The following is a 22490-nucleotide window of genomic DNA, read 5'->3' as shown; positions in this document are numbered from 1 at the left end:
ATTCCCTGGCCGGGTATAAGTCAATCTGATGTGCAGTACGCAATAACCCTAAAGAAAGTGAGGTTCAGATACATATGATACGAATGCCACCTTGCTGAGCGGCGGGCCTAAGACCCCGTCATCAGGATTGGTATGCAATGGTGGATCAGGAATCTCCTCGGCAGGGCCGCTCGCATCACCGACTTTATAATGCGTCTGGCCATTGTCGTCGATGTACCACTCCCAGGTGCTGTTCTTGTCGACTTCATGCTCCTTGCGGATATAATAGTAGCTCCACGTCTCGCTGCCATCGACATCCCATTTCTGGATCACGAAGTGGTCGTCGTCAAAAAGCGTTTCCTTCTGCCAGCGCGTCTTCTTATCCGCGAGCAGATACTGCTTGATATTGGTCCATTTCTCGCCGTTCTGGTCGTAGTCGTAGGTCCGCCACGTATCGTCGTCCATCTTGTAATTGCGGGCGTAGCGATCCCCGTTCTTGTCGTAAAGCTCAACTGAGTACTGCCAATCCTCGACTGTCCCGTAATCCCACGTGCGGAGATAATAGGGATTGTCCTTCGACATGCTGAAATACTGCTTTTGATGGACAGGCCGGACCTGCCCCTCATGTTCCGGATCGGGCTGGTAGTGTGTCTCAAGTCTCGCCCAGTCAGGGTCGGCATTGGTCACGTCCCACAACGAGACCGTCAGCATCGCACCGTACTTATTCGGACTATCCAGGATGATCCGCTCGGACAAGCGTGTCGTCTGCGCCTCGCTCGTGTAGGTGACCGTTTTGACATTATAGTCAGGGTGCTGCCCCTCAAGATCGTGGTCGATCACCTCATAGGTTGTGTCGTCGTAAAGAACGCGCTCCTGCGTGATCTGGCTGGTATCGTGCTTATAGTCGTATTCGTAGCGCTGCCACTTCACCTCGGTGGTCCAGTCCTTCTGAATCACCTTGCCACGGTCGACCGTTCCGTCGCCGTTGCGCCAGATCTGCTCCAGCCACACATCCTGTCCGGCCTTGTTCCAGTAGGTCACCTGCTCCGACCAATCGCCTGGGCTGTAGTGCCAGTCCCAGCGGATCTTGGAGTAGGTCGGGTCGGTGTCGTAGTTGATCTCCTGCCAGACCTTTCGGTCCGTCCCCTCGATGTAGAGCGTGGAATCCGCCCAGTTCTGGCCGTTGTAGTCCCATTCCTTGATGACGGTGTGGGTCTGGTCGGTCTCGGTCGCGCCGTAATAGGTATAGGATTCATAGTACTTCCGGGCGCTCGTATCGTAGCGCTCCTCGAAGTTCTGCCACTCATCCCGTGCATACGGAGCCGGCGGCGAGCCGTGGTTCTTCGTATCCAGCGCATAATCCTTGCCCTTCAGGATGCGCGACCCATCGTCGTATTTCGTGTCCTCCGTCAGCCAATGATCGGAGTTCGGGCTGTAGATATCGTATTCGCGGACGATCACGTCCCAAGGCGCCTGGTTCGCCGGATCCTTCAGGCGTTCGATCACATCGACGATGCTTGGATCCGGCCCGGGATCCGGTTCGTGCAGCGTGTCGATCTGGTGGTAGTCCTCGTACGTCCCGGCGACATTCATCGACCACGTTGCGCGGTGACTCCAGGCCTGCGCGCCGTCGTAGTCCCACTCCTCGATCAGGCGCGTCGTGTCGTCGTTCTCGTATTGCTGCTTGGTCAGCCGGGCCTGCGTGTCGTAGGTTTGGACGTAGGAGGCCCATGCCTCTCCCTTGCCGTCCGCGCTCGTGTCCCACGCAGAGGCCAACCGCGAACCGTCCGGATGGAAGACGGTCTCGCTCATCAGCACGTTGGCGATGGTGCGGTGCTGGATGAAGATCTCGAACTGCGCCGGGTTCACCGCCCAGGGGCGCCAGCCGAGCGTGCTCCTCGAACCGTCGCTGTTGTCCACGTCCCAGGCGATGTCCCGGTCCGTCCCGATCACGTAATCGAGCTCGGCCTTGGTAAAAGTGCCGTCGCTGAACTGGAACAGCTCGATGGCCGCAAGGTCCGTGCCGTCCGGAGAGCTGGCGCGCAGGTCGACGATCGAAAAGCGGCTGATCGCCTCGTTGAAGCGGATCTTGTAGTCGGAATGCAGGCCGGTGAGCACCAGGGTGTCGGTGCCCTCGCCGCCGTCGATGTAGTCGACCTCAGGCCCCCCAATCAATATATCGTTGCCTTCACCGCCGAAAAGTTGATCGCGCCCGCCGCCGCCGTCGAGACTGTCGTTGCCGGCCCCGCCCGAGAGCATGTCGTCGCCGAGCCCGCCGCGCAGGGTGTCGTCATCGGCTTCGCCCGTGAGCACGTCGTTACCGTCGCCGCCGTCGAGTGCGTCACGGCCGTCGCCGCCCCACAGCTTGTCGTCACCCGCGCCGCCGTCGAGGCTGTCGGCCTCCGCATCGCCATAGAGCTGATCGTTGCCTTCGCCACCCGACAGGCTGTCCATCCCGGCACCACCATAGAGCGTATCGGCCCCAATGGCTCCGGCGAGGAGGTCCGCGCCCGCGCCGCCCTTGAGGACATCGTCTCCGGCTTCGCCATACAGCGCATCGTCGCCGGCATCGCCGACCAGGCCGTCATGGCCGGTGCCGCCATAGAGCGTGTCGTTACCACCGGAGCCGAGCAGCGCGTCATTGTCGGCTCCGCCAAAGAGAAGATCGTTGCCCGCGCCGCCATCGAGATCGTCGCGGCCATCGTCGCCATAGAGGATATCGTCGCCCGCATCGCCGCGCAGGCGGTCGTTGCCGTCGCCGCCATGAAGCGTGTCGTTGCCGTCGCCGCCCGAGGCTTCGTCGTCATCCGCATCGCCCTCGAGACGGTCGTTGCCGTCACCGCCGCGCAGATCGTCACGACCGTCGCCACCGACGAGCCAATCGTCGCCCGCACCGCCGACGAGGAAGTCGTGGCCAATGCCGCCGTTCAGCGTGTCGTCGCCATCACCGCCATAGAGCTCATCCGAACCCTCGCCGCCGAGCAGGCTGTCGTTGCCGGCATCGCCGAAGAGGCGGTCGGATCCGGAGCCGCCGTCGAGCAGGTCATTGCCGCTGCCGCCATAGAGCTCGTCCCCCTCGCTGCCGCCGGAGAGCGTGTCGTCGCCCTCACCGCCATCGAGAATGTCACCCTGCGTGCCGCCATCGAGACGATCGTTGCCGGCTCCGCCATAAAGCGCATCGTAGCCTTCGCCACCGGACAACGTGTCGTCGCCATCCTCCCCGAACAGCTTGTCGTCCCAACCTTCGCCGGAGAGATTGTCGTTCCCCAAGCCACCGTAGAGCGTGTCGTCGCCGATGCCGCCGTAGAGCGCGTCGTTGCCGTCATCGCCGCGCAGCACGTCGCGGCCCGCTTCGCCGTAGAGGCTGTCGTTACCATCACCGCCTCGCAGCGTGTCATCGCCACCGCCGCCTTTGAGGGTATCATTGCTCCCAGCACCACTAAGCTTGTTGGCGAGATCGTTTCCTGTCAGGAGATTATTACGAGAATTGCCTGTACCATTCCTGGCACGATCCATGAGGGTGAGTTTGTTCACATCGCTCGGAAGCGTGAAATTCGCGATGTAGCTTTGGATCTCCTTCGGGCCCTTGTCATTGGCAAGGAGAACATGGCTGATCTGCTTTGGCGAATACCAGGTTTTTCTCGTCAGCCACGGCATCGTTCGGTTAAGGTCATACTCCCAAACCCAACCACCTCCCTCCGCATCGACAAAAACATTTTGCCGCAAAATCCCCCGTCAGCATAGAGATGCCAAGTCTGGGACTTGTCGTTAGAGCGCCGGTATTCAGATACGACGAGACGATTCACACTCATCGTGTACGAGAGTACATCGCCTTCGGACGAATAGACGGTTACACCTGACTGGAACCCTCCACCAGGTATAGCGGTATAGACCTCTTCACGTTTCGTACCATCAGCCAACTTTATTGTGCTGCTGAGCGCGAGGACATCATCGCCCTTCATTACAGCCGCGCTTTCCTTCCCTGGGCCAGTCGTCTCCACGAACTTCGTGCCATCGGGAAGCTCTGCTAGAGTAGTCGATCCATTGACCGTGATGACTGGAGCTGTTGACTCGCTATCAGTGGTCCTTGCATTCAAGGACAAGCCACCTTCGCCACCACTATGTGGAGCCGAGTCCGCCATCGGATCCCCAGTCGGCGCGGCTGGGCCGGCAACGCTTGGATTCGTGCCGTCACCGGTATAGCCACGCATTTCACCGAGGGCCTTGTCAGTTCCCTTTAGAGCATTCTCGCTTCCTGCAATCCGACCTGGATATGCGTCGCGCGATGCGGAATTTAGGTTTTCAGCCAGTCCTCGCTGGTGCTCGGCAAGACTAGGCTCAATTCCAGTCGCCCGGAGGTTCTCAAGACCCTCGCGGATGGCTTCAGCGGTTTTGAAGTCCTTGGCATTCACCGCATCCTTGTACGCTCCGACCATATCGTTCAAATGGCCGGCGAAGTCTTGTGACATGAACGATGCATCGGCCCAAGCTGCGGATGCGAAAGCATGGACGCCCCATCCACGATCCATCATCGCACCATACGCCGCCGCCACGTACGACTCATTCTTCATCATGACGGAGAGATCAAGATAATCTTGGAGAGAGTCGTTGTGAACTCTCACTCCCCCTGCAATATACGTATGAAGATCTTCCACTTCAAAATTGTAGGTTCGCCAGCCCCGGCGGAATTGAGATTGCAATGCATTCCCGCTTGAACTAACTGAAATATACTCCTCAGCCTCCTCGTAGAGATGCCGAGTTTCATGTGAATATTCAATCCGCCTAGCAGTTACATACTCTAATGACCCATCCTCTCGGACAATTTGGCCCGCCCTTCCGACGATGTCTTCAATGCGCTCGAATGTGCCGTACTCATTAATGAAACGATGGCCGGGCGTTACTGTAAGACCACATGATAGAATGAGCCATTCCGTTGTTATTCCACGAAAGATTCGAGTAATTTTCTTTGCCCGAACGCTCAAATCGTCATAGGCTAGAACCGTATGACCAACGGCAAGATCCTCTATTAGGCTGTGCCGATTATGCCCGAGTGAGATTAGCGTTCCAGATGGGAAGCAATGACTTAGCGAACCATCGATCTTGTTATAGAGATCATCGGCAAATTTCGATAAATTCGATTTAATTGAAAAGAAATGATCAATTCGAGGATCTCGCAAACCTACAATTAATTCCCCAGAATAGTATGCTTGAAAGACTTTTTCTTTAATTTCTTCTCTAGTGAGATTATTGGCTATAGCATAACCCGCTATAGTGCTTCCAATCCAATTATTATACATATCTTTCTTAAAATCTTGCAGATCATTATCATTAACTATTGTTTGAGCAATCTCCTTTCCTATCGCGAGTGCATGCGCGGCGACAAACCCTTGGTCATAAGATACAAGAGCAGCAGCTAGAGCGTGCGCAATAGCGTTCCGTGCAAGCCCCTGTTCTCGAGGAATGCCATGCTCATCCATTGCTGCCTCAAGGGGAGCTGCCGCCTTATCTACAATTTCATTGTATTGCGACCTGGACCACTCCGTAATGTCTTTTGCGTACTCTTTGAATTGCTGAAACTGCAATTCGAGAGATTTGCCCTCAAGGACTGTTACTGACATTTTTGCTCCCAAGATTCTCTCTAGGACCGCTCAAAGCAACCGTAGCTTGGCAGTCTGGACTTCGATGTAGAAAATGTAATTGCAATAAGAGTACCGCTCTCAATTAGAACCACCGCATTTTCGCTGTCGCGAGTACGAATAACGTCGAGGTTCTGATCATTAGACAATAGATAATCCTTAAGCCTAGTATGCTCGTCCATTCTGCAGATAATCAGTGAGCCGGGATGGTTTATAGGACTCTCTAATATCGTTAGAATCTGATTATAAGGGTGTGAAAAACTATAAAACATCACCCCGGCAATCCCCCAAAGATGAACGACAGTAGCAAAGCAACAAATTTCATTTACTCCCCCTACGTAATCAATGCAGACTCGAAAAACCCGTATATGCGAGCTTGCAAGTTAGAGTTCTCGACCAACAGCATCGTTTGAACACATGATCTTTCAAATCATTACTAGAGCTCCTGGATCGATCGCATTTCGATGCATGGAGATTGCAAAATCGGCGGTCCCATTCCCATCTGCGTCCAATCTCAGCTCCTGCGTGCTCCAATTGAAATAAGCCTGCCCAGCCACGCCTGAGCTCAGCAGAGCGTCGGAGGCACCGGTTCCAAGGAACGTGGTGTGAAGTGCTCGCAGATCGATCTTGTCACCGGGCTGGAGATCCATAATTTCGTCGTGATGTTCGAGCGTGCCCATGTCGGCATAGCTCTTGAACACGAAGGTGTCCCTACCTGCGCCACCAAAGAGCCTGTCAGCTCCGCCGCCTCCGGTGATGGTGTCATTGCCCTTGCCGCCCTGGATGGTGTTGTCGAGTTCGTTGCCGACAATCTTGTCGTCGTAGCGGGATCCGATCGCCTTCTCGATCTGCGTGAAGTGTCCGGTCCAGCTCTGCCCGTCATCGAGCAGGGACTTTGCCTTTTTGCCGACCCAGCTCCAGGAGCCGTCGTTCATGTCGATGTAGGCCTTTGCCTTGGCGGATGCGGCTGAAACGGTGTCGATGCCGCCGCCGTCCCAGATCAGCTTGTCACTGCCGATCTTGTAGGTGTTCGTGCTCATGCGCTTGTGCGGTGGCCCGTAGATCGACTGGAGCGCCGCGATGTCATAGATCCCGGGCTTGTTGTACGGCCCGCTATAGTCCTGGGACATGATCGAGGAATCGCGATCGTCGCCGGTGAGCCGCGCCTTCCCGGCGAAGGGGTGCTTGAGCCCGAGCGCATGACCGATCTCGTGAAGTGTCACTTCGAGGCCGCGATGGGTGGTGAGGAAACCGTCCGTGAACCCCTTCGATTTCAGCCAGACATCGGTCGGGCGCATCGCCTGTTTGGCCGGATCGTAGAGTAGCGTCCCCGCGAACCCCTCGACAGGATCATACATCCGGTGCTGACCGAACATGATGCCGGCATCCTGAGTGTCGACCTTGACGAACTTGATGTTGGCATAGGCCGACCAGATCTTCAGCGCTGCCCGCACGACCTTCTGTTCGGTAATGCTGTAGCGGGTGAAGCTCGTGTTGATCTCCGGCAACGGATCGACCCGCGGTTCGTCGGGTACCTTGGTCATGAAGTTGTAGGTGATGACGACACCTTCGCCATCCGACGGGTTCGCGAAGCCGCGCCAATTGTTGATGTATTTCCAATCGTTGCGCAGAGCGCGGATGAACTTTGCTGTCATGGGTGCACGCTAAATCACGAAGAAATCTTTGTACGACATGGCCTTCAGCCCCTTCGCCAACACAGTGATCTTCACGGCTGCCATCGTCCCGGTTCCGTCCGCGTCGTAGAACAGCGCTCCGGTCTTCGGGTTGTAGATGACGCGGTCGTCGGCATCGTGCGCCTTAGCGCCCTTCCAGAACATCTTTGGATTCAGCTTCGCCGGCTTGTTCAAGGTGCCTTTCGTCCCGAGCGCCTTGAAGATCCCGTTGTCGAGCGCCACCGTGTCGTCACGGACCGAGAAATCGACGATCTTGTCCACGTTGGTGCGCGGGTTCGGCTTGGTGTCGAACACAAACAGGTCCCGTCCCTCGCCGCCGATCAGCACGTCTTTGCCGAGGCGTCCAATGAGCGTGTCGTTGCCGAGGCCGCCGGAGAGCGTGTCCCGGCCGCTGCCGCCGATCAGGGTGTCGTTCCCGTCCGTGCCGGTCGCCGTGCGCATGCCGTCGTTGCGCGGCGTGCCGTAGACGATCTCATCCGCCACGTCCCTGACCACGATCGTGAAGGCCTGGTCGAGATGGGTGCCGTCGGGGGCGGTGGCGCGCACCACCACACGATGGGAGGTTTTTTCCTCGTAATTGAGCCGGGCGTTGCTCGCGACCAGCAGGCGGTCGCCTTCGAGCGTGAAGCGATGGCCCGCATCGTCGAGGAGCGTGTAGGTGAAGCTGTCGCCCTTGCCCAGCACCTCCGCCGTCAGCAGGCCGACCAGCGTGCCGGGGCCGGACAACTCCGGCACGCTGGCGTGACTGAGCGTCAGGTGCGGTGGCACGACCGGCACGTCCTGCCAGATGACTAGGCTGGCGGTGGAGTGGCGCCCGCCCGCATCCGTGAGCGTCACCGTCACGGGCTGCTCGGTGCTCGCCTGCGGCGGCAGGGCGGCGCTCGTGAAGGTCACGGCCCGGATGAGCTCCTGCACCCGGGCCGAGGTGGCGTTGAGGTTGTTGAAGGCGATGCTGAGACCGGCATCGCCCGCCTCCCACAGCATGCCGACCTCGACACCGCCGACCATGACGAGGCTGCCGGCCGCATATCCTGCCGAAAGGGCAACCGCTCCGGTCGTGTCGATCCCGAGCCGTCCCGGCGCATCGAGCCCCTGCGGGGCCCTGATGTTCAAAAGCGCATAGGCTCCGTCATCGTCGGACACGACGGCATTGCGGCCGGCATCGATGAAGACCGTGCGGCCGGCCTTCGTCTCGACCCGGTCTCCGGCGAGTGCCTGGATGAGGGGAGCCGTATTCACATGAGTGCCGGCCGCATCGACGATGGTGTCGAGGCCCTGCCGGTGCAGCCGCGTCAGCTCCGCGGGCGTGAAGGTGACGCTCGCCGCGACCAGCCTGTCGTTCTGGCTGACGAGGCCGGAGGCGAGCAGGGCAGTGTCATGATCCACCACCGTCAGGACCGCCTTGTCGGTCTGGAGCGAAATCCGGTCGATACCGTTCAGGGTCCGGGCGGTGAAGTCGAAGGCCTGGCCGAAGAGGACCAGCTCATCCCAGTGAGTTGCCGCAGCAGCACCGCCGTCGAAGGTCATGATGCCGGCAAAGCGCGCCTCATCGAGGACGATGGTATCGTGCCCCTCGGAGCCTTGCACGGTCTCGATGCTGTCGAAGACTGCGGCAAGCCTCAGGTCGAAGGTCCCGCCCTCGTTCAGCCGAAGGGTATCAACGCCCTCTCCCCCCGCAAGCAAGGCGCCTGGGACCTCATCTGCGGAGACGATGAGGACATTATTAGCGGGCTCAGATATGTAAGCGATTGCAGCAGCAGGCAGGCGGGCGAGAGCATCAATCATAACCTAACGACAAGTTTTTAAAGGGTTTTTGTATGCAGTGCCGAGGGTGTGAACATAATCACTCCCCTGGAAAGTTGTAAATATGTTGCAATAATCTATCTGTGGCTGCGCTCGCGAACTTGAGGACAGCTTCCGCTGCAGGCAGTTGAGGCCTCTGCCAATATGTCCTGATGAGACGTACTTGCTCGTGTAATATTAGAATGAGATCACACGAGACATTTAACATCGATCGACAAGAGAATTCTCATGGGGGATCTTCATGGGGCCAAGCTAGCCTGCGACCTTGCCGTCGGCTCATGTCGGGTTAAGATCTGATTAGATCCGCTATCCTGGAGAACCCAATGCTCTGCCGCACCGCCGCCGCCAGCTTCGCGTTCCTTACCATGATGAGCATTGCCTCTGCTGAAACCTTAGTGGTGTGTACGGAGGCCAGCCCGGATTTTCTTAATCCTCAATTCTCGACCGCCAACACGGCATTCGATGTTGCCGCCCAGATTTACGACAGGCTCGTCAGTGTCGAGCGTGGAGGCTCCAAGATCGTTCCGGGCCTCGCTGAGTCATGGAGCGTCTCTGATGACGGCCTTGAATATACCTTCAAGCTAAGGAAAAGCGTGAACTGGCAATCGAGCCGGACATTCAAGCCATCCCGGGAATTCAACGCTGATGACGTTGTCTTCTCGTTTCAACGGATGATGGATGAGAAGCATCCGTTCCATAAGATCGGAAGGGGAAGCTACGAATACTACGAAGGGCTCGTAGCTCCTTTTCTGAAGGCTGTCGAAAAGGTCGACGACTATACCGTCCGGTTCGTGCTCAAAAGACCTGAGGCTGCGCTCCTCGGTGCGCTTTCGGTCGAGCCGATGTCCATCCTGTCAGCCGAGTATGCTGATGCCATGCAGAAGGCTGGTACGCCGGACCAGGTTGATCAGGTGCCTGTCGGGACGGGCCCCTTCAGCTTCGTGGCCTATCAAAAGGATGCCACCGTACGCTTCAAGCGCTTCCCCCAATACTGGGGTGAGGCCGCTGGTCTGTCAGACCGAGCTGCGCAGGTGAGCGACCTTGTGTTCGTGATCACGTCCGACCCGAGCGTACGTTACGCTAAAGTCAAAACCGGCGAGTGCCATATCGGTCGCTATCCGAACCCGGGCGATTTGGCCGATATGAAGGCTGATCCCAACCTGAACGTTCAGTCCGGTACCATCGCGGACATGAGTTACCTGGCCTTCAACAATCAGAAGAAGCCGTTCGACGATCGTCGTGTTCGTGAGGCCCTGGCCTATGCCACGAATGTGCCCGCTCTCGTCCAAGCTGTGTACCAGGGCACCGGTACGCCAACAGCAGCTCTAATCCCGCCGACCTTGTGGGGTCATAATGACGATCTCAAGCTTCGCGAGTATGATCCCGAGAAGGCTAAGAAGCTCCTCGCAGAGGCCGGTTATCCCAATGGATTCAAGACGACTCTATGGGCCATTCCGGTCGTTAGGGCTTACATGCCGAATGGACGTCGTGCGGCTGAACTGATCCAGGCAGACTGGGCCAAAGTCGGAGTCCAGGCCGAAATCATGTCATTCGAGTGGGGCGAATACCTTAAGCGCACCCGTCAGGGCGAGCACGAAGTCGCGATGAGCGGCAGCACGTGGGACTACCCGGATCCCAGCCAGCTTCTGTCCCTGAGTTGGAGTTGCGATGCGGTCGCCACGGGAGGCAACCGAGCCCGTTGGTGCAACAAAGAGTTTTCCGAAAAGCTTGCTCGCGCGAACTCCATCAGCGATCAGGCCGAGCGTGCTAAGATCTATGTCGACCTCCAGAAAATCTTCCATGACGATACGCCGGCAATACTCTTCGCCAATGCCCAGGCCTTTACGCCGGTTCGCAAGGAAGTCTCTGGATACAAGATGCATTTCTTCGGAGGCCAGCCTTTCTACGGCGTATCGCTCAAGAAATAGCTACGCGGAAAATCACTTCACATATCCCACGGACCAAGATGGGGAGGGGTTCGAGAAGGTCAGGGTGTTGAGCTGCTTGATTGGCAACGAGGAAGGACAGTAGGAAATCTATGACGATTGAAGTGGAATGGGCCCGAATGACGGCCCCGGATCTCAGGGCTCTGGCAGCACGTTCGAACGCTCTGGCGATTCTCCCGGTAGGCTCCCTCGAGCAGCATGGTCCCCACCTTCCGGTGATCACCGATACGGCCAGCGCCAGTGCGGCTGCAATCCAGGCAGCGCGCCTGGTGGCGGACGAAACTCCCGTGGCCGTGCTACCGGGCCTCTGGCTCGGCATGAGCGAACATCACCTCCCATTCGGCGGCACGATCAGTCTCGACTATGGGGCGTATTACGGCATTCTCCGCTCGATCGTACGCTCATTGAAGGCTCTTGGGTTCAAGCGCCTCCTCATCGTCAATGGCCATGGCGGCAACATCGACCCGCTGGCGGTTGCCATACGAGAACTCGCGGTGACATTTGCCATGCCTATCGTCGCGACCACGCCATGGATGATGGCGCATGATGAGATCGCTGCGATAGCCGAAACGGAAATGCCGAGACATGCCTGTGAGGGCGAAACCTCGGTGATGATGGCGATTGCCGGTGACATCGTGCGTGTCGACAAATTCGACGAGGCCGTGCAGCAAGCACCCATGCGCACCGAGGCACCACAAGGCTTCTCACGGTTCTATTCGTTCTCTGAACGAGCTCCGATCACGGGTACCTGGGGCGACCCGCGCCCGGCCAGCCGGGAGAAAGGAGAGCGCTTCCTTGGAATTCATGCTGCCGTATTAGCCAAGGGCATTCGGGACGAGCGCCTCTGGTCAGCTCCGGATCTCATCTGGCAGCAGGACCGTGGCCAGGGCACGACCTCCGGCGTCCAAGCTGACGTTTAATGGGGGCTTCATGCTGCCGAGATTTGAGATAGGGGTCGGGAATAGTGTAGGGCAGGGGGGCTACGAAACCGCCATCGACCAACGAGTCTTTCCCCTCCCGGATGGCTAATTGAGCGGGTTAACTGTTGTGGGGCCATTAACGTCGGTTTGACGCAGCAGGTGCGCGCGTAAAGTGCTGTCTTTTAAACGAAGCTAGCCTTTGGATTCGTTACTCCGACACCTTCAGGGCGGATCACGCTCGCCTATAGCTGTGAATCTGTGACAATTGAGGAAGTCAGCCAAGCCGACCGCCTAGCCATGTCTGTGGGTCGGTCGGCCTTGCTGACGACCATAACGTCAGAGACTGCGTGTCGAATTTGCTATTCGACTGCCTCTGCCACAGCGACTGTGCGACTCCCGTAGCGAGTGGAGATCTTCAGCGCCTGATCCCCGGCCTTCGGCCGTGTACCCAAGTGACTCCCCTTGAGCCGTCTCAGTCAACTGTTCTTCTGAGATGTAAAACGGTGCTGTCTCCATCGGTTCGCTGCATTTGGCATGATGCTGACTCTGCAATTCATAGCAATGCCTGACATAGTGATTAACGACCTGAGACATCCGCGTTCCATGGCGCCCTGCCGACAAGTCCGCTTTGAAAATCAGACGAGCAGGGAGGGGGTTGCTTAATCGGAGTTTCGATAGCCTTGTCAGAACAGTTGGGAGAAAAGCTGAATCAGAGATGCTTTTTCAGGAAGGAAGACGATAATGAGCAAAAATACTATTAGCACACGTAGAACGCCATACATGTCGTTAAATAAGGCAATTCCGAATATCGAGAGGGACAATATAAATAAGTTGAGATCATAGTAATTCTGATTCAGCAGTAATGCATAAACTGTAACGGCGTAAAGTGCTGCGCGGGCAACGCGAAGTCCCAACGTATTGATCATACTTATAATTTCTTTTGGTTTTTGGTCGAAACGTAAATAAAACTCTATAATACGGCTGATGGCGATTGACATAATTTCTGCCTCGAGCGGCGATATATAAAGTATCAAAACTGAGGCGCGCAAGCAAGAAATTCCGCTTAAGCCTCCTCTAAGCAGGCAAGGGCCGCTTTGAGTGCCTGAAGCCCATCTCGACCTGTGACAGGAGGAGTTGAATTCTTTCTGACGGCCGCGCTAAATGCGAGAAGCTCGGCTCGGAGAGGCTCGATTTGCGCAACACTTAGGTGGCGCGTGACGAAACTGCCATCCGTCTTATAGTCGGAATAAGTCACCACACTCCGTGTGAGCATATCGCAGCTTATGAATTGCTCTCGACCGGAAACCTCAATTCTGCGTTCCTTAAAAGGAGTAAGCCAATTCGTGTTAATTTGTGCTAGAATATTATTTTGAGTCCTGAACTGCATGAGAGCAATATCCTCTCTCAATCCTCTCGTCTTTTCTTTTTGAACCTGAACATCGACAATGTCGGAATCTGACAGATACCGGATGAGGTCGATATCATGCACCCCGAGATCGACTATGATCCCTACATCCGCGATGCGGGGCGGGAACGGTCCAACCCGGGTAATGGAAATGGAGATGGGTCGCTCATGTGTAAGGGCCGTCTTGACTGCTTGTACCGCCGGGTTGAAGCGCTCAATGTGCCCGACCATGAGCACGAGTTGGCGATCGTCTGCCAGCGCCACCATTTCCTCAGCTTGGGCAATGGTGCTTGCAATCGGTTTTTCGACGAGTACGTTGATCCCTCTCTCAAGGGCCTTCATGACTATGGAATGGTGGTGGACGGTAGGAACGGCCACGACAACGGCATCAAGATCATGGGCCAACAGTTCACTGTAATCGGAATAAGTGCGTGTCTGGGGAGGGAGTCGAAGTTTCGAAAATGCCTCAGTATTCGGGTCTGAAATCGCAACCAGCTCTATCGCCGTCATCTCAGATAGGACGCGCACATGATTTTGACCCATGATGCCAACGCCGATGACACCAACCCTCAAAGTGCTCAGGTCCATTTCCCCGTTACCCTATACAATAAGCTGCCATTTCGGGCACTCATACACTAACACTGTCGGAAATGTACAGGGCGGGCATTGGGGCTGATATGGTCGATGGCACGGATTGCGATAAGCAGCCTAGACTGATGCGTTTTCTCTCTTGTTCAAGGCAAGGTGAATTCGAGCATTGCAAGCCTGGTGGCGAGGTTCATAGTAGAGTTATAAAACGAAGCCTCAGATAGGACTGTTGCCATCAACAAGCAGATAGGGCATTGAGGCTTGATAGGTTCTGTAAGCGCAGCAGTGCAGGTTGGCGCGGACTGCAGAGCAAAAGATGTTCGGTTCCTATTAATTATTAGAAACGAATGTTAGGACATGGTCCGGGTGACGTAATGGTATTGAAGCATCGTGTATTCCATGGGTTACATAATATTGCTGGTGTTCCTGCCAGTCTTGCAGCATATGAGCGCGCTCTTGGGCTAGACTCAAAGGCGGTTTGTTTCGGGAATACGTTTCAATCAGAGCGCATTTCCGAAGTGGTAAACTATGACCCTTCTGATAGAATCAGGTATTATTTAGATAACTTCGACATATTTAATTTCCATTTTGGTTCTTCCTTATTTGGACAATCACTTGGAGATTTGGAGATACTTAAGAGTGCAGGAAAGAAAGTGATCCTTCATTATCACGGATGTGATATCCGTGATTCTAAGCTAGTTTTAGAGCGCCATCGAATTAGCGCTTGTGCCGAGTGTTGGCCAATCTCCTGCAGTGCCAACCGAACTGTTAGCCGGGAAATCCGGCGCGAAATGTCAGATCTGATCACGGTAACGACACCCGATCTCCTTGAGTTTGAGCCTCGGGCTATTTGGCTGCCGCAGGCTGTTGACCTTGCTCACGTGCGTAAATTAGCTGCTTCGGCAACGCCGGCATTCCGGCGCAAAACCAATGTGCGGGGTAATAAGGCTGATGATACCGTTTATATTGTGCACGCTCCGTCTGCCTCACGCCTCAAAGGATCGCGCTTTTTAGAAGATGCCGTCCAGAACCTAAAGAGGGCTGGTGTCAAGGTCGAACTCGTCTTCCTGTCCGGCGTAGGTCATGATGTGGTTATGGCATCATTGAGAGAAGCAGATCTCGTTGTTGATCAGCTTCTTGTTGGTGCGTATGGGGTCTTGGCCGTCGAAGCCATGGCACTTGGTAAGCCTACCCTCGCGTATATCCGCGATGATTTGCGGGAGTGCTTTCCGCCCGAGCTCCCTATCGTGAATTGCCGGATTGATCGTCTCGAAGAAGATCTGCTGAAGATCATCGAGGATCGAAGGAAATGGAAGGAAATTGGAGCAAGATCAGTCTCATATGCTGAAAATTTTCATCAAGGTTTGGTTGTTGCTAAAAAACTTGTCGAATACTATGAGAAATTATGAAGAATGTATTTGTGATAAGTGTGCGCGCTTGAAGTAGGCTGGCTTTATGCTTCGGAGAACCACCTTCTCCTTGAGGCCTTGAGATGGGCTGCCACAGAGTTGGGTGGGATTCGAGAAATTGTGGACTGTAGGGGGAGCTTCCCGGCTCCTCGGCTAGTCTCATTCACTGCGCTTTGGTGCCGGATTTCGGATCAACTCCTGCGGGATCCGCCGGCGAGCAAGCTAGAGCGGATCTGTCACCCCATGGATATCGTCAGTCCAACTGACTGGCCCGTCCGGGTCGGCCAGGATCTGTAGGATGAGGCCCTTGTACGGGTGGTGAATCTGGGCCGCAGGGGGGCGCTTCTCGTGCTTGGGCTTCTAGGGTCAAGATCTATTAGTTTGGCCTGAGGAGTGATTCAGTGCCTCCGTAATGGAGGCAGCGATGAGAGCGATCTGTTTCTGCTCAGCGAGCGCCCGTTGGCGCGGATCTCCCCGTACTTCCCGTTGGCTCATAGGGTCCCACGGGTCGATGACCGACGGGTGGTCAGTGGGATCGTCTACGTGATCCGCAACGGCCTGCAGCGGAAGGACGCGCCGAAGGAGTACAGGCCGCACAAGACACTCTGCAACAGGTTCGCGCTGGAGCAGGTTGGGCGTGTTCGACCGGATCTTCGCGGCCCTGGCCGGTGAAGGTCCAAAGCCGGAGCGGATCATGATCGACGCCACCCAGTTGAAGGCGCACCGGGCCGCGGCAGGCCTGCTCAAAAAGGGGATGTTCCCCGGCGTATCGGGCACACAAAGGTGAGCTGAGCTCCACGCTGTCTGCGATGGCGCCGGCAAGCGGATTATCTTGCTGTCGGGGGGCCAGATGAGTGACCACAGGGGCGCTCGGCTCGTGCTCAGCGTGCTGCCGTCGGGCTCTACGCTGATTGCAGATCAGGGTTATGACAGCAACTGGCTCCGGGAGGCTCTTGTCGAGAAGGACATCACACTATGCATTCCGTCGACCAGGAACAAGGTGCCGATAGCCTCCGACAGAGCTCTGTATCGGCAACGGCACAAGGTCGAGAACATGTCCGCCAAGCTCAAGGACTGGCGCCGGATTGCCACCCGCTATGACCGCTGCGCTCACACCTTGTTCTCGGCTATCTGCCTCGCGGCTGTCGCCGCCTTCTACCTCAATTAACAAGTCTTGAGCTTAACGCACTCAGACCGGCTCTATTAAACAATCTTAGTGCCACGTACTTCCAATCGAGAAACAGGTTGAACGAATGGCAGACTGCTCTTTACCCGGGATCCATCCTGTTTCCTGCGCTGTCCACATACCCATGAACACGGGCAGGGTTTCCATAAACCAGTGCATTGTCTGGAACGTCCTTGGTTACGACTGCTCCAGCCCCGACCATAGCCCATCGCCCGATGGTGACACCAGGCAGAATAACAGCTCTACCGCCGATGGAAGCGCCATATCCAACCGTGACCCCACTTACAATCCAGTCAGCCGCAGATTTTGGCGTGCCATCCGGGTTGATGGCACGGGGAAGTTTGTCATTTAGCAGGACCGCGTGCGGGCCAACGAAAACGCCATCTTCTAATCGCGCGCCGTGGAAGATGCTTACGTTGTTCTGAAGTTTGCAGTTGTTGCCAATGCAGACTTCGAAATCAACATAGACGTTCTTTCCAACAATGCAGTTGTCCCCAAGTTCTGCACGTTCTCTGATTTGAGCTTGGTGCCACACCTGAGAACCCTCGCCAATTTTAGCGAGTGTGTGAACTTCGGCCGATGGATGGATGCGAGCTGACATGATGTGCCGTGAGGTCGGAACGGGGAACTGCTACATAACGAATGCTAGCCTTGAAGGCAATCACGGCGAGGGTGACTATGCATGTGTGCGGTTACCCCAGCCCAGAACTGAACCCGTGGCTACGCTCATAGAATTACAAGTCTATGTTCCCGAAAACGACCACATGCTGGGACCCCGTGCAATACCTCGATCGATAAGATCATCTTCGGGTTGAGCAACCTTGATCTGGAAACGGCGGTCGAGCAAGGCATAGGCGATATGGTCGCCACTTCGGTCGGTGCGGACGGACTGCGGGAAGATAGCAACCGACACCATATAGCTTCCACGGCCGATGGGAAGCGACGGAAACTCAATCACGGCCTCCCCTTTTGATCCGGCAGAAATGACTCCTGGATTACTTGGAACGTCGCCCGAAAGTACCTGGAGGGCGCACACCCCTTCACGATAGAAAGTAACGGCAAACTCCGGCCTTTCGACCTCCGCCATGGCATTGTACCGAATGCGGATGCGCATCGGCTGCAAAGAGAGGAAGTGGGTCTGTTCGTCCCCCGATGCATCCTCCAAGAGAACATCAGTGATCGTGATCATGGATGACTTAACATCCAGTTCAAGCATTCTGCTACGAGCAGCTTGATCTGCTGACCCTTCTAAGGCGGCAATCTCGGTCTGTGTTGCGACCTCAATCTCGCCCGTTGTGCTCAAGGTCTCGACAGGAGGATTGGTTTCCATATCGGGGACGCTTGAAGGGGGCAGTGTCTGGCTAGGAACATCGATTCCCTCGGAGGCGAGGAATGACGCTAAGATCGCCTTAGGAATGGAGATTTCTACAGGGCAAAACTCGCTTCCAGCTTTGAAGTCGGCAATTGAAGTATAAGTCTTGCCGTCCCAAACCTGTATCTGTCCCTTACCTTCCCGTACGAGGGCGGTAAATGACCACTCTTGATCAATATCAATAAAGTCGAGGTTATAAACGATGGCGCCGGATCCGGGCGCTGCACTCTTAGAACTGATAGAGCGAAAGAACCTTCCATCCTGGTCTTGCTTGGGTTTGCTCCAGCGCCCAAGTTCATTGTCTACGAGAGCGAAGGCGATCTCGCGATAATTGCTGTCCTGAGGCGCTCCAACCACCACCGATCCAATCTCATCTTCCCCAGACAGCAGGGTGGCTTCAGATACGTCGAGATTGCCCTCTTCGACGAAGATGCGGACGATAAGTTGGAATGGATGATCCAGCCGGTTTTTCAGTGCGGAGAAGTTCTTTGCGCCGAGCATGCTGTTCCGGAGCTTCATACGGAGCTGCTCTTCCCGCCGTACGCTAGCTGCATAAGCACGAGAGATATCTATCGTGGAGCCTGACGACTTGAGTTGGCCGCGCTCGAGCCAGATTGCGTCGTCGCAAAGCTGTTCCACCGCACTCATATCGTGTGATACGAACAAAACAGTAGCGCCCGATGAAGTTAGGCGGCGCATGCGCTCGTAGCTTTTGCTCGCAAAATAGGCGTCACCGGCTCCCAGAACCTCGTCAATGATGAGTACCTCAGGCTTAACAGCCGTTGCCGTTGCAAACCCAAGCCGCGCATTCATACCGCTTGAGTAGGTTCGCAGAGGCATGTCAAAAAACTCATCGAGTTCGGTGAAGTCGATGATCTCTTCAAGAGTATCAGCTGCTTCCTTCCCAAAAATCCCCTTATGTGCAAGGGCTGCCTTTACATTCTGACGGCCCGTTAGATCTGGATGAAATCCGGTGCCAAGATGCATCATGGTCTCGACATTTCCGCGAACCAATACGGACCCTTCGCTAGGCTGCAGCAGTCCAGCAATAATTCGCAACAAAGTGCTTTTACCAGCACCGTTCCTGCCGATAATACCGAGGCGATGGCCCGGCGCGATCTGGAGATTGATATCTCGAAGCGCCCAGAACTCCTGAATATTCTCGGAGTTGTTTATGAGCCCCAGGCTCGTCATGATGCGCTGCCACTTGGTTCCGGAACTCATCCGGAACACGCGGGAGACATGCTTTAGTTCGATGATGGGATCAGACATAGTCAGCAAACAACAGTTTTAGGCGCTCGAAGAGAAAAAATCCGATATGGAAAGTCCCGAAAGCGGTGATGACCCAGGTGACGGCAATCTTAGGATCAATGTCACCCCGGATGAGAATGTCCCGATAGAACTCGATCATATAGAAGAGTGGGTTGATGAGTGAAATCCAACCCAACGTATCAGGAACCTGCTCTCTCGAATATCCAATGGGAGACAAGAGCATCAAAACGACTGAGAGTAGCCCGACGATCTGGCCGAAGTCTCGGAAGAAAACAGTCATTGTGGAGACCAGCCACGCAATGCCACACAGAAATAAGAACTGTAGAGCAATGGCTACTGGAAGAAGTAGTAAAGTCAGTGAAGCTTGTCCTTGAAAAATTCGTGTAACGATCACGAGAGCAAGACCAACGAAGAGCACCGGGAAGCTCGACAAGGCAACACGCGGAGGAAGGATTTCGATTGGAAACAAGGTTCCATTTACGAGCGGCTTGTTGCTCACGATCGTCATAGCCCCAACGCTCAGGGTTTCTTGAAAGCTAATGAAAGGAACAAGGGCGCCGAAAATAATGAGGATAAGTGTCAAAGAGTCGACATTAGCAGCCTGAACCTTAAACACAAATAGATAGACATAAGCATAGATCGAAAGAAAGAATAGAGGAAATACTACTATCCATAGTGCCCCAAGAACACTGCTGGCATACCGGGAAGACAACTCTAGTACTGATAGAGCGAATATGCGCTGGCGGTTGGACCACAGGATTCGGTAAGGTAAGGAAAGCATGAGACTATTTAGCACCGATGGCGGGTTGCCGTTTTAAGGTTTTTGTATCAAAGATTCTAGCGATAATTCAGTTCTTATAAGAATTCACATGCATTCACCATGCGGGCCTCCAGTGTCTTACCTCGAACTTTTCCTGGTTTTGATTCAAGAGAAGAGACGTGCCGAAGCGACTATATCGCGGTCCGTCGGCGAGGAGCCTATAGCAATTTTGGATCGCCTGAGCAAATGCTCCCGGAAGGCTAATTCGTGTCTCAAGGTGCGGTTCACGGAGGGCGACAGGAAACACCATGGCGAAAACGGTTTTGTCGCTTGGGGCGATCGAACGAGTTCGACTGTTCTTAACGACTTGCCGGCTCCGGGAAATAATGTGCGGCAGAGCCTGATGCGTGGTCGCAAATCAATGGCCGATGAGAGGCATTTCGCATTGAGGGGCCGCAGGCAGAAATCTGGAAGTGCTCATGTGTGGGGATCGAAGTGGCACGGTAGGATCTGATCCTGCAAAGGCGCTCATATGGCGGGATGAGAATTTTGATGATATCTGCGCCGCGCCTTGGTTTATTTTCTCCGGCACCAAGGTAGATTTTCCGATTCTGCAAATGTTCCTCGTATAGGGCAGATTATGAGATGGTAATGCGCGATTCTAGCCAAATCTTGGAGGGTGGGAGCGGGCGATCTGCCTATCCGCTTGCTCTGTGCTTGTCGATGCTTGCTATACTTATTGGAAGCAGTGCCGTTTTTGGGTTCATTTTAGCTAAAAGCAATTATGGAATAGATTTAACTGATGAGAGTTATTACGTATTATGGATGGCGCGGCCATGGGATTATACAGAATCTGCCACTCAATTCGGGTTCATTTATCACATATTGTATGTTTTGCTTTCTGGTGATGTCGTTTATGTAAGAAGAGCGAACTTATTTATTACATTCGGTCTTGCTTTCATCTTCGGTGTATTTTTGTTTCGCCGACTTCTGGGCGAATGTCGCCCCCTTCTAAGTATACGGTCAGCGGTTTATAACTTCGTCGTCGTCGGCCTTGCAGCGTCGCTTGCGGCAACCTCACTTGCAATATTTGCCCCATGGCTGCCAACCCCCAACTATAACAGCTTGGGGCTCCAGGGATTATTGCTGGCCGGCATAGGTGTCATCCTCGCCGAAGGGCAGCTTTCGCTGCAAAGTAAAATAGGTTGGATCACGATAGGCGCGGCCGGTTGGTTAGTGCTAATGGCGAAGCCGCCATCCGCCGTCGCTCTTGCGATTGTTGTGGTCGCGTATCTTGCTATTTCACGGAAACTGAACATCCGTTTGTTTCTTCTGTCCGTTACCACGGCGGCTGTGCTTTTGCTCGGATCTGCTTGGCTGATTGATGGCTCGCCCCGTGGCTTTGGTGAGCGCCTGATCCGGGCTGCAAATCTCTACGGAACGTTGGAGGCAGGGCATACTGTTGGAAGCATGTTCCGCGTAGGCACATTTATTGTAACGGACACCATAGCCTATGTTATGGAAGTTGTTGCTGTAGTGGTCCTTGTACTCATCCTAGTCGCGGTTTTCGTTTCTCGAAAGGTGGGAATAATAGTCTGCGCTTTCGGTGCGATGGTGACGGTGGGTTTTCTAGTTGGGGCTGTGTCTGTTGATTATCCCTATACAACTTTTCAGTCGACACTGCTGCTCTCAGCTCCCATCGGTGGTATGTTGGCTGCCGTTATTATTGGAAGGTCAAGATTTGTTGCCTCTGAGAATCGAAGTTTAATCGCATTATTCGGATGTCTTATCTTCTTTCCATATATCTACGCGTTCGGTACTTCAAATAATTACTGGATGACAGGGCCTATGGCTGCAATTTTTTGGGTTGCTGCGAGCCTTGTGCTTCTAAGAATCGCGTCTCCGTCGCCTGAGGTATGGGCTCTGTTTTTGCCGGTTCTGGTTGCATCTCAGCTTGTCGTGATTGGACTTCTATCGATCAGCATGAACTATCCGTATCGGCAGACTCAGGCCCTGCGTCAGAACAACGAACTCGTGTACTTCGGAGAGGGGGGGACTCGGATGAGAGTTTCCCGCGATTTTGCAGCGTATTTTGCGGCGCTAAGACAGGTTGGGCAGGCGGAGAATTTCAGGCCGCGCACTCCTTTGATCAATCTATCTGGGCATTATCCAGGGATTGCCGTGGTTCTGAGTGCCAAGGCGATCGGACAGCCCTGGTTGCCGGGCGGTTATGCAGGAAGTCAGGCTTTTGCTGGGTCTGCTCTCGATGGAGTGTCCTGCGACGAGATTGCGCGAGCTTGGGTTTTTGTCGAGCCAGGAGGCCCTCTGAAGATTTCTGACGATGTCCTGCAGCGCTACGGGATCAGCTTGGATCAGGACTATGTACGTGTAGGAAAATTTTCATCTCCTAAAGGAGCATTTCCGACGAGCTATGAACAATATCTCCTGAAACCAAATCGAACCCCTGAAGAGGCTCGGCTTGGCTGTGAACAGAAAAGAAGGTCGGTTGCGCAATAGCCG

13 protein-coding genes and 1 pseudogene are annotated in these 22490 nt (G+C 54.9%); 5 read left to right on the top strand and 9 right to left on the bottom strand.

Features of this window, described 5'->3' with window-relative positions:
* Positions 1–48: 48 nt before the first annotated feature.
* From C4E04_RS13780 to C4E04_RS21645, 4 genes are all read right to left on the bottom strand, one after another.
* On the bottom strand, positions 49–3636 hold the full coding sequence (locus tag C4E04_RS13780; protein ID WP_109598117.1) for a calcium-binding protein: 3588 nt from the start codon (positions 3634–3636) through the stop codon (positions 49–51).
* Positions 3624–5597, bottom strand: a complete 1974-nt coding sequence (locus tag C4E04_RS13775; RefSeq protein ID WP_109598115.1) for a Hint domain-containing protein — start codon at positions 5595–5597, stop codon at positions 3624–3626. The genes C4E04_RS13780 and C4E04_RS13775 overlap by 13 nt, the downstream gene beginning before the upstream one ends.
* 443 nt (positions 5598–6040) lie before the next feature.
* Entirely contained in the window at positions 6041–7270 is a 1230-nt protein-coding gene (locus C4E04_RS13770; protein ID WP_109598113.1) for a M10 family metallopeptidase C-terminal domain-containing protein, read from the bottom strand.
* 9 nt (positions 7271–7279) lie between these two features.
* Complete coding sequence (locus C4E04_RS21645; RefSeq protein WP_305777680.1) at positions 7280–8992, bottom strand: hypothetical protein; 1713 nt, start codon at positions 8990–8992, stop codon at positions 7280–7282.
* A gap of 443 nt (positions 8993–9435) precedes the next feature.
* Here C4E04_RS21645 and C4E04_RS13760 point away from each other — a divergent pair, with 443 nt between their 5' ends.
* Both C4E04_RS13760 and C4E04_RS13755 read left to right on the top strand, forming a co-directional pair.
* Positions 9436–11040, top strand: a complete 1605-nt coding sequence (locus tag C4E04_RS13760) for an ABC transporter substrate-binding protein (protein WP_109598108.1) — start codon at positions 9436–9438, stop codon at positions 11038–11040.
* A 110-nt stretch (positions 11041–11150) separates the two neighbouring features.
* Positions 11151–11978, top strand: a complete 828-nt coding sequence (locus C4E04_RS13755; RefSeq protein ID WP_109598106.1) for a creatininase family protein — start codon at positions 11151–11153, stop codon at positions 11976–11978.
* 683 nt (positions 11979–12661) lie between these two features.
* On the opposite strand, the gene C4E04_RS13750 is transcribed toward C4E04_RS13755, so the two are convergent.
* Entirely contained in the window at positions 12662–12976 is a 315-nt protein-coding gene (locus tag C4E04_RS13750) for a hypothetical protein (protein ID WP_162559398.1), read from the bottom strand.
* A 65-nt stretch (positions 12977–13041) separates the two neighbouring features.
* A complete protein-coding gene (locus tag C4E04_RS13745) occupies positions 13042–13971 on the bottom strand; it encodes a Gfo/Idh/MocA family protein (protein ID WP_109598102.1) in 930 nt (309 codons plus the stop codon).
* A 374-nt stretch (positions 13972–14345) separates the two neighbouring features.
* Between C4E04_RS13745 and C4E04_RS20915 the strand changes: the two genes are divergently transcribed.
* Together C4E04_RS20915 and C4E04_RS13735 are read left to right on the top strand one after the other, a co-directional pair.
* On the top strand, positions 14346–15380 hold the full coding sequence (locus tag C4E04_RS20915) for a glycosyltransferase (protein ID WP_162559397.1): 1035 nt from the start codon (positions 14346–14348) through the stop codon (positions 15378–15380).
* 396 nt (positions 15381–15776) lie between these two features.
* Positions 15777–16548 (top strand): annotated as a pseudogene (locus C4E04_RS13735) (IS5 family transposase).
* A gap of 100 nt (positions 16549–16648) precedes the next feature.
* On the opposite strand, the gene C4E04_RS21640 reads toward C4E04_RS13735, so the two are convergent.
* From C4E04_RS21640 to C4E04_RS13720, 3 genes are all read right to left on the bottom strand, one after another.
* Positions 16649–17167 carry an acyltransferase gene (locus C4E04_RS21640; RefSeq protein WP_109598098.1) on the bottom strand — a complete coding sequence of 173 codons (519 nt, stop codon included), beginning with the start codon at positions 17165–17167 and terminating at the stop codon, positions 16649–16651.
* Between the two features lie 141 nt (positions 17168–17308).
* A complete protein-coding gene (locus C4E04_RS13725) occupies positions 17309–19210 on the bottom strand; it encodes an ABC transporter ATP-binding protein (RefSeq protein WP_109598096.1) in 1902 nt (633 codons plus the stop codon).
* Complete coding sequence (locus tag C4E04_RS13720) at positions 19203–19991, bottom strand: ABC transporter permease (protein WP_109598094.1); 789 nt, start codon at positions 19989–19991, stop codon at positions 19203–19205. Before C4E04_RS13720 ends, C4E04_RS13725 begins: the two co-directional genes overlap by 8 nt.
* Before the next feature lie 630 nt (positions 19992–20621).
* Between C4E04_RS13720 and C4E04_RS20910 the strand changes: the two genes are divergently transcribed.
* Entirely contained in the window at positions 20622–22487 is a 1866-nt protein-coding gene (locus C4E04_RS20910) for a hypothetical protein (protein ID WP_162559396.1), read from the top strand.
* The last annotated feature ends 3 nt before the right edge of the window (positions 22488–22490 follow it).

Origin of the sequence: Microvirga sp. 17 mud 1-3, assembly GCF_003151255.1 — a bacterium.
In the GTDB taxonomy this organism is placed as follows: Bacteria; Pseudomonadota; Alphaproteobacteria; order Rhizobiales; family Beijerinckiaceae; genus Microvirga.
The sequence above is the reverse complement of the archived record's forward strand: the minus strand, read 5'-3'. Positions and strand labels throughout refer to the sequence as shown.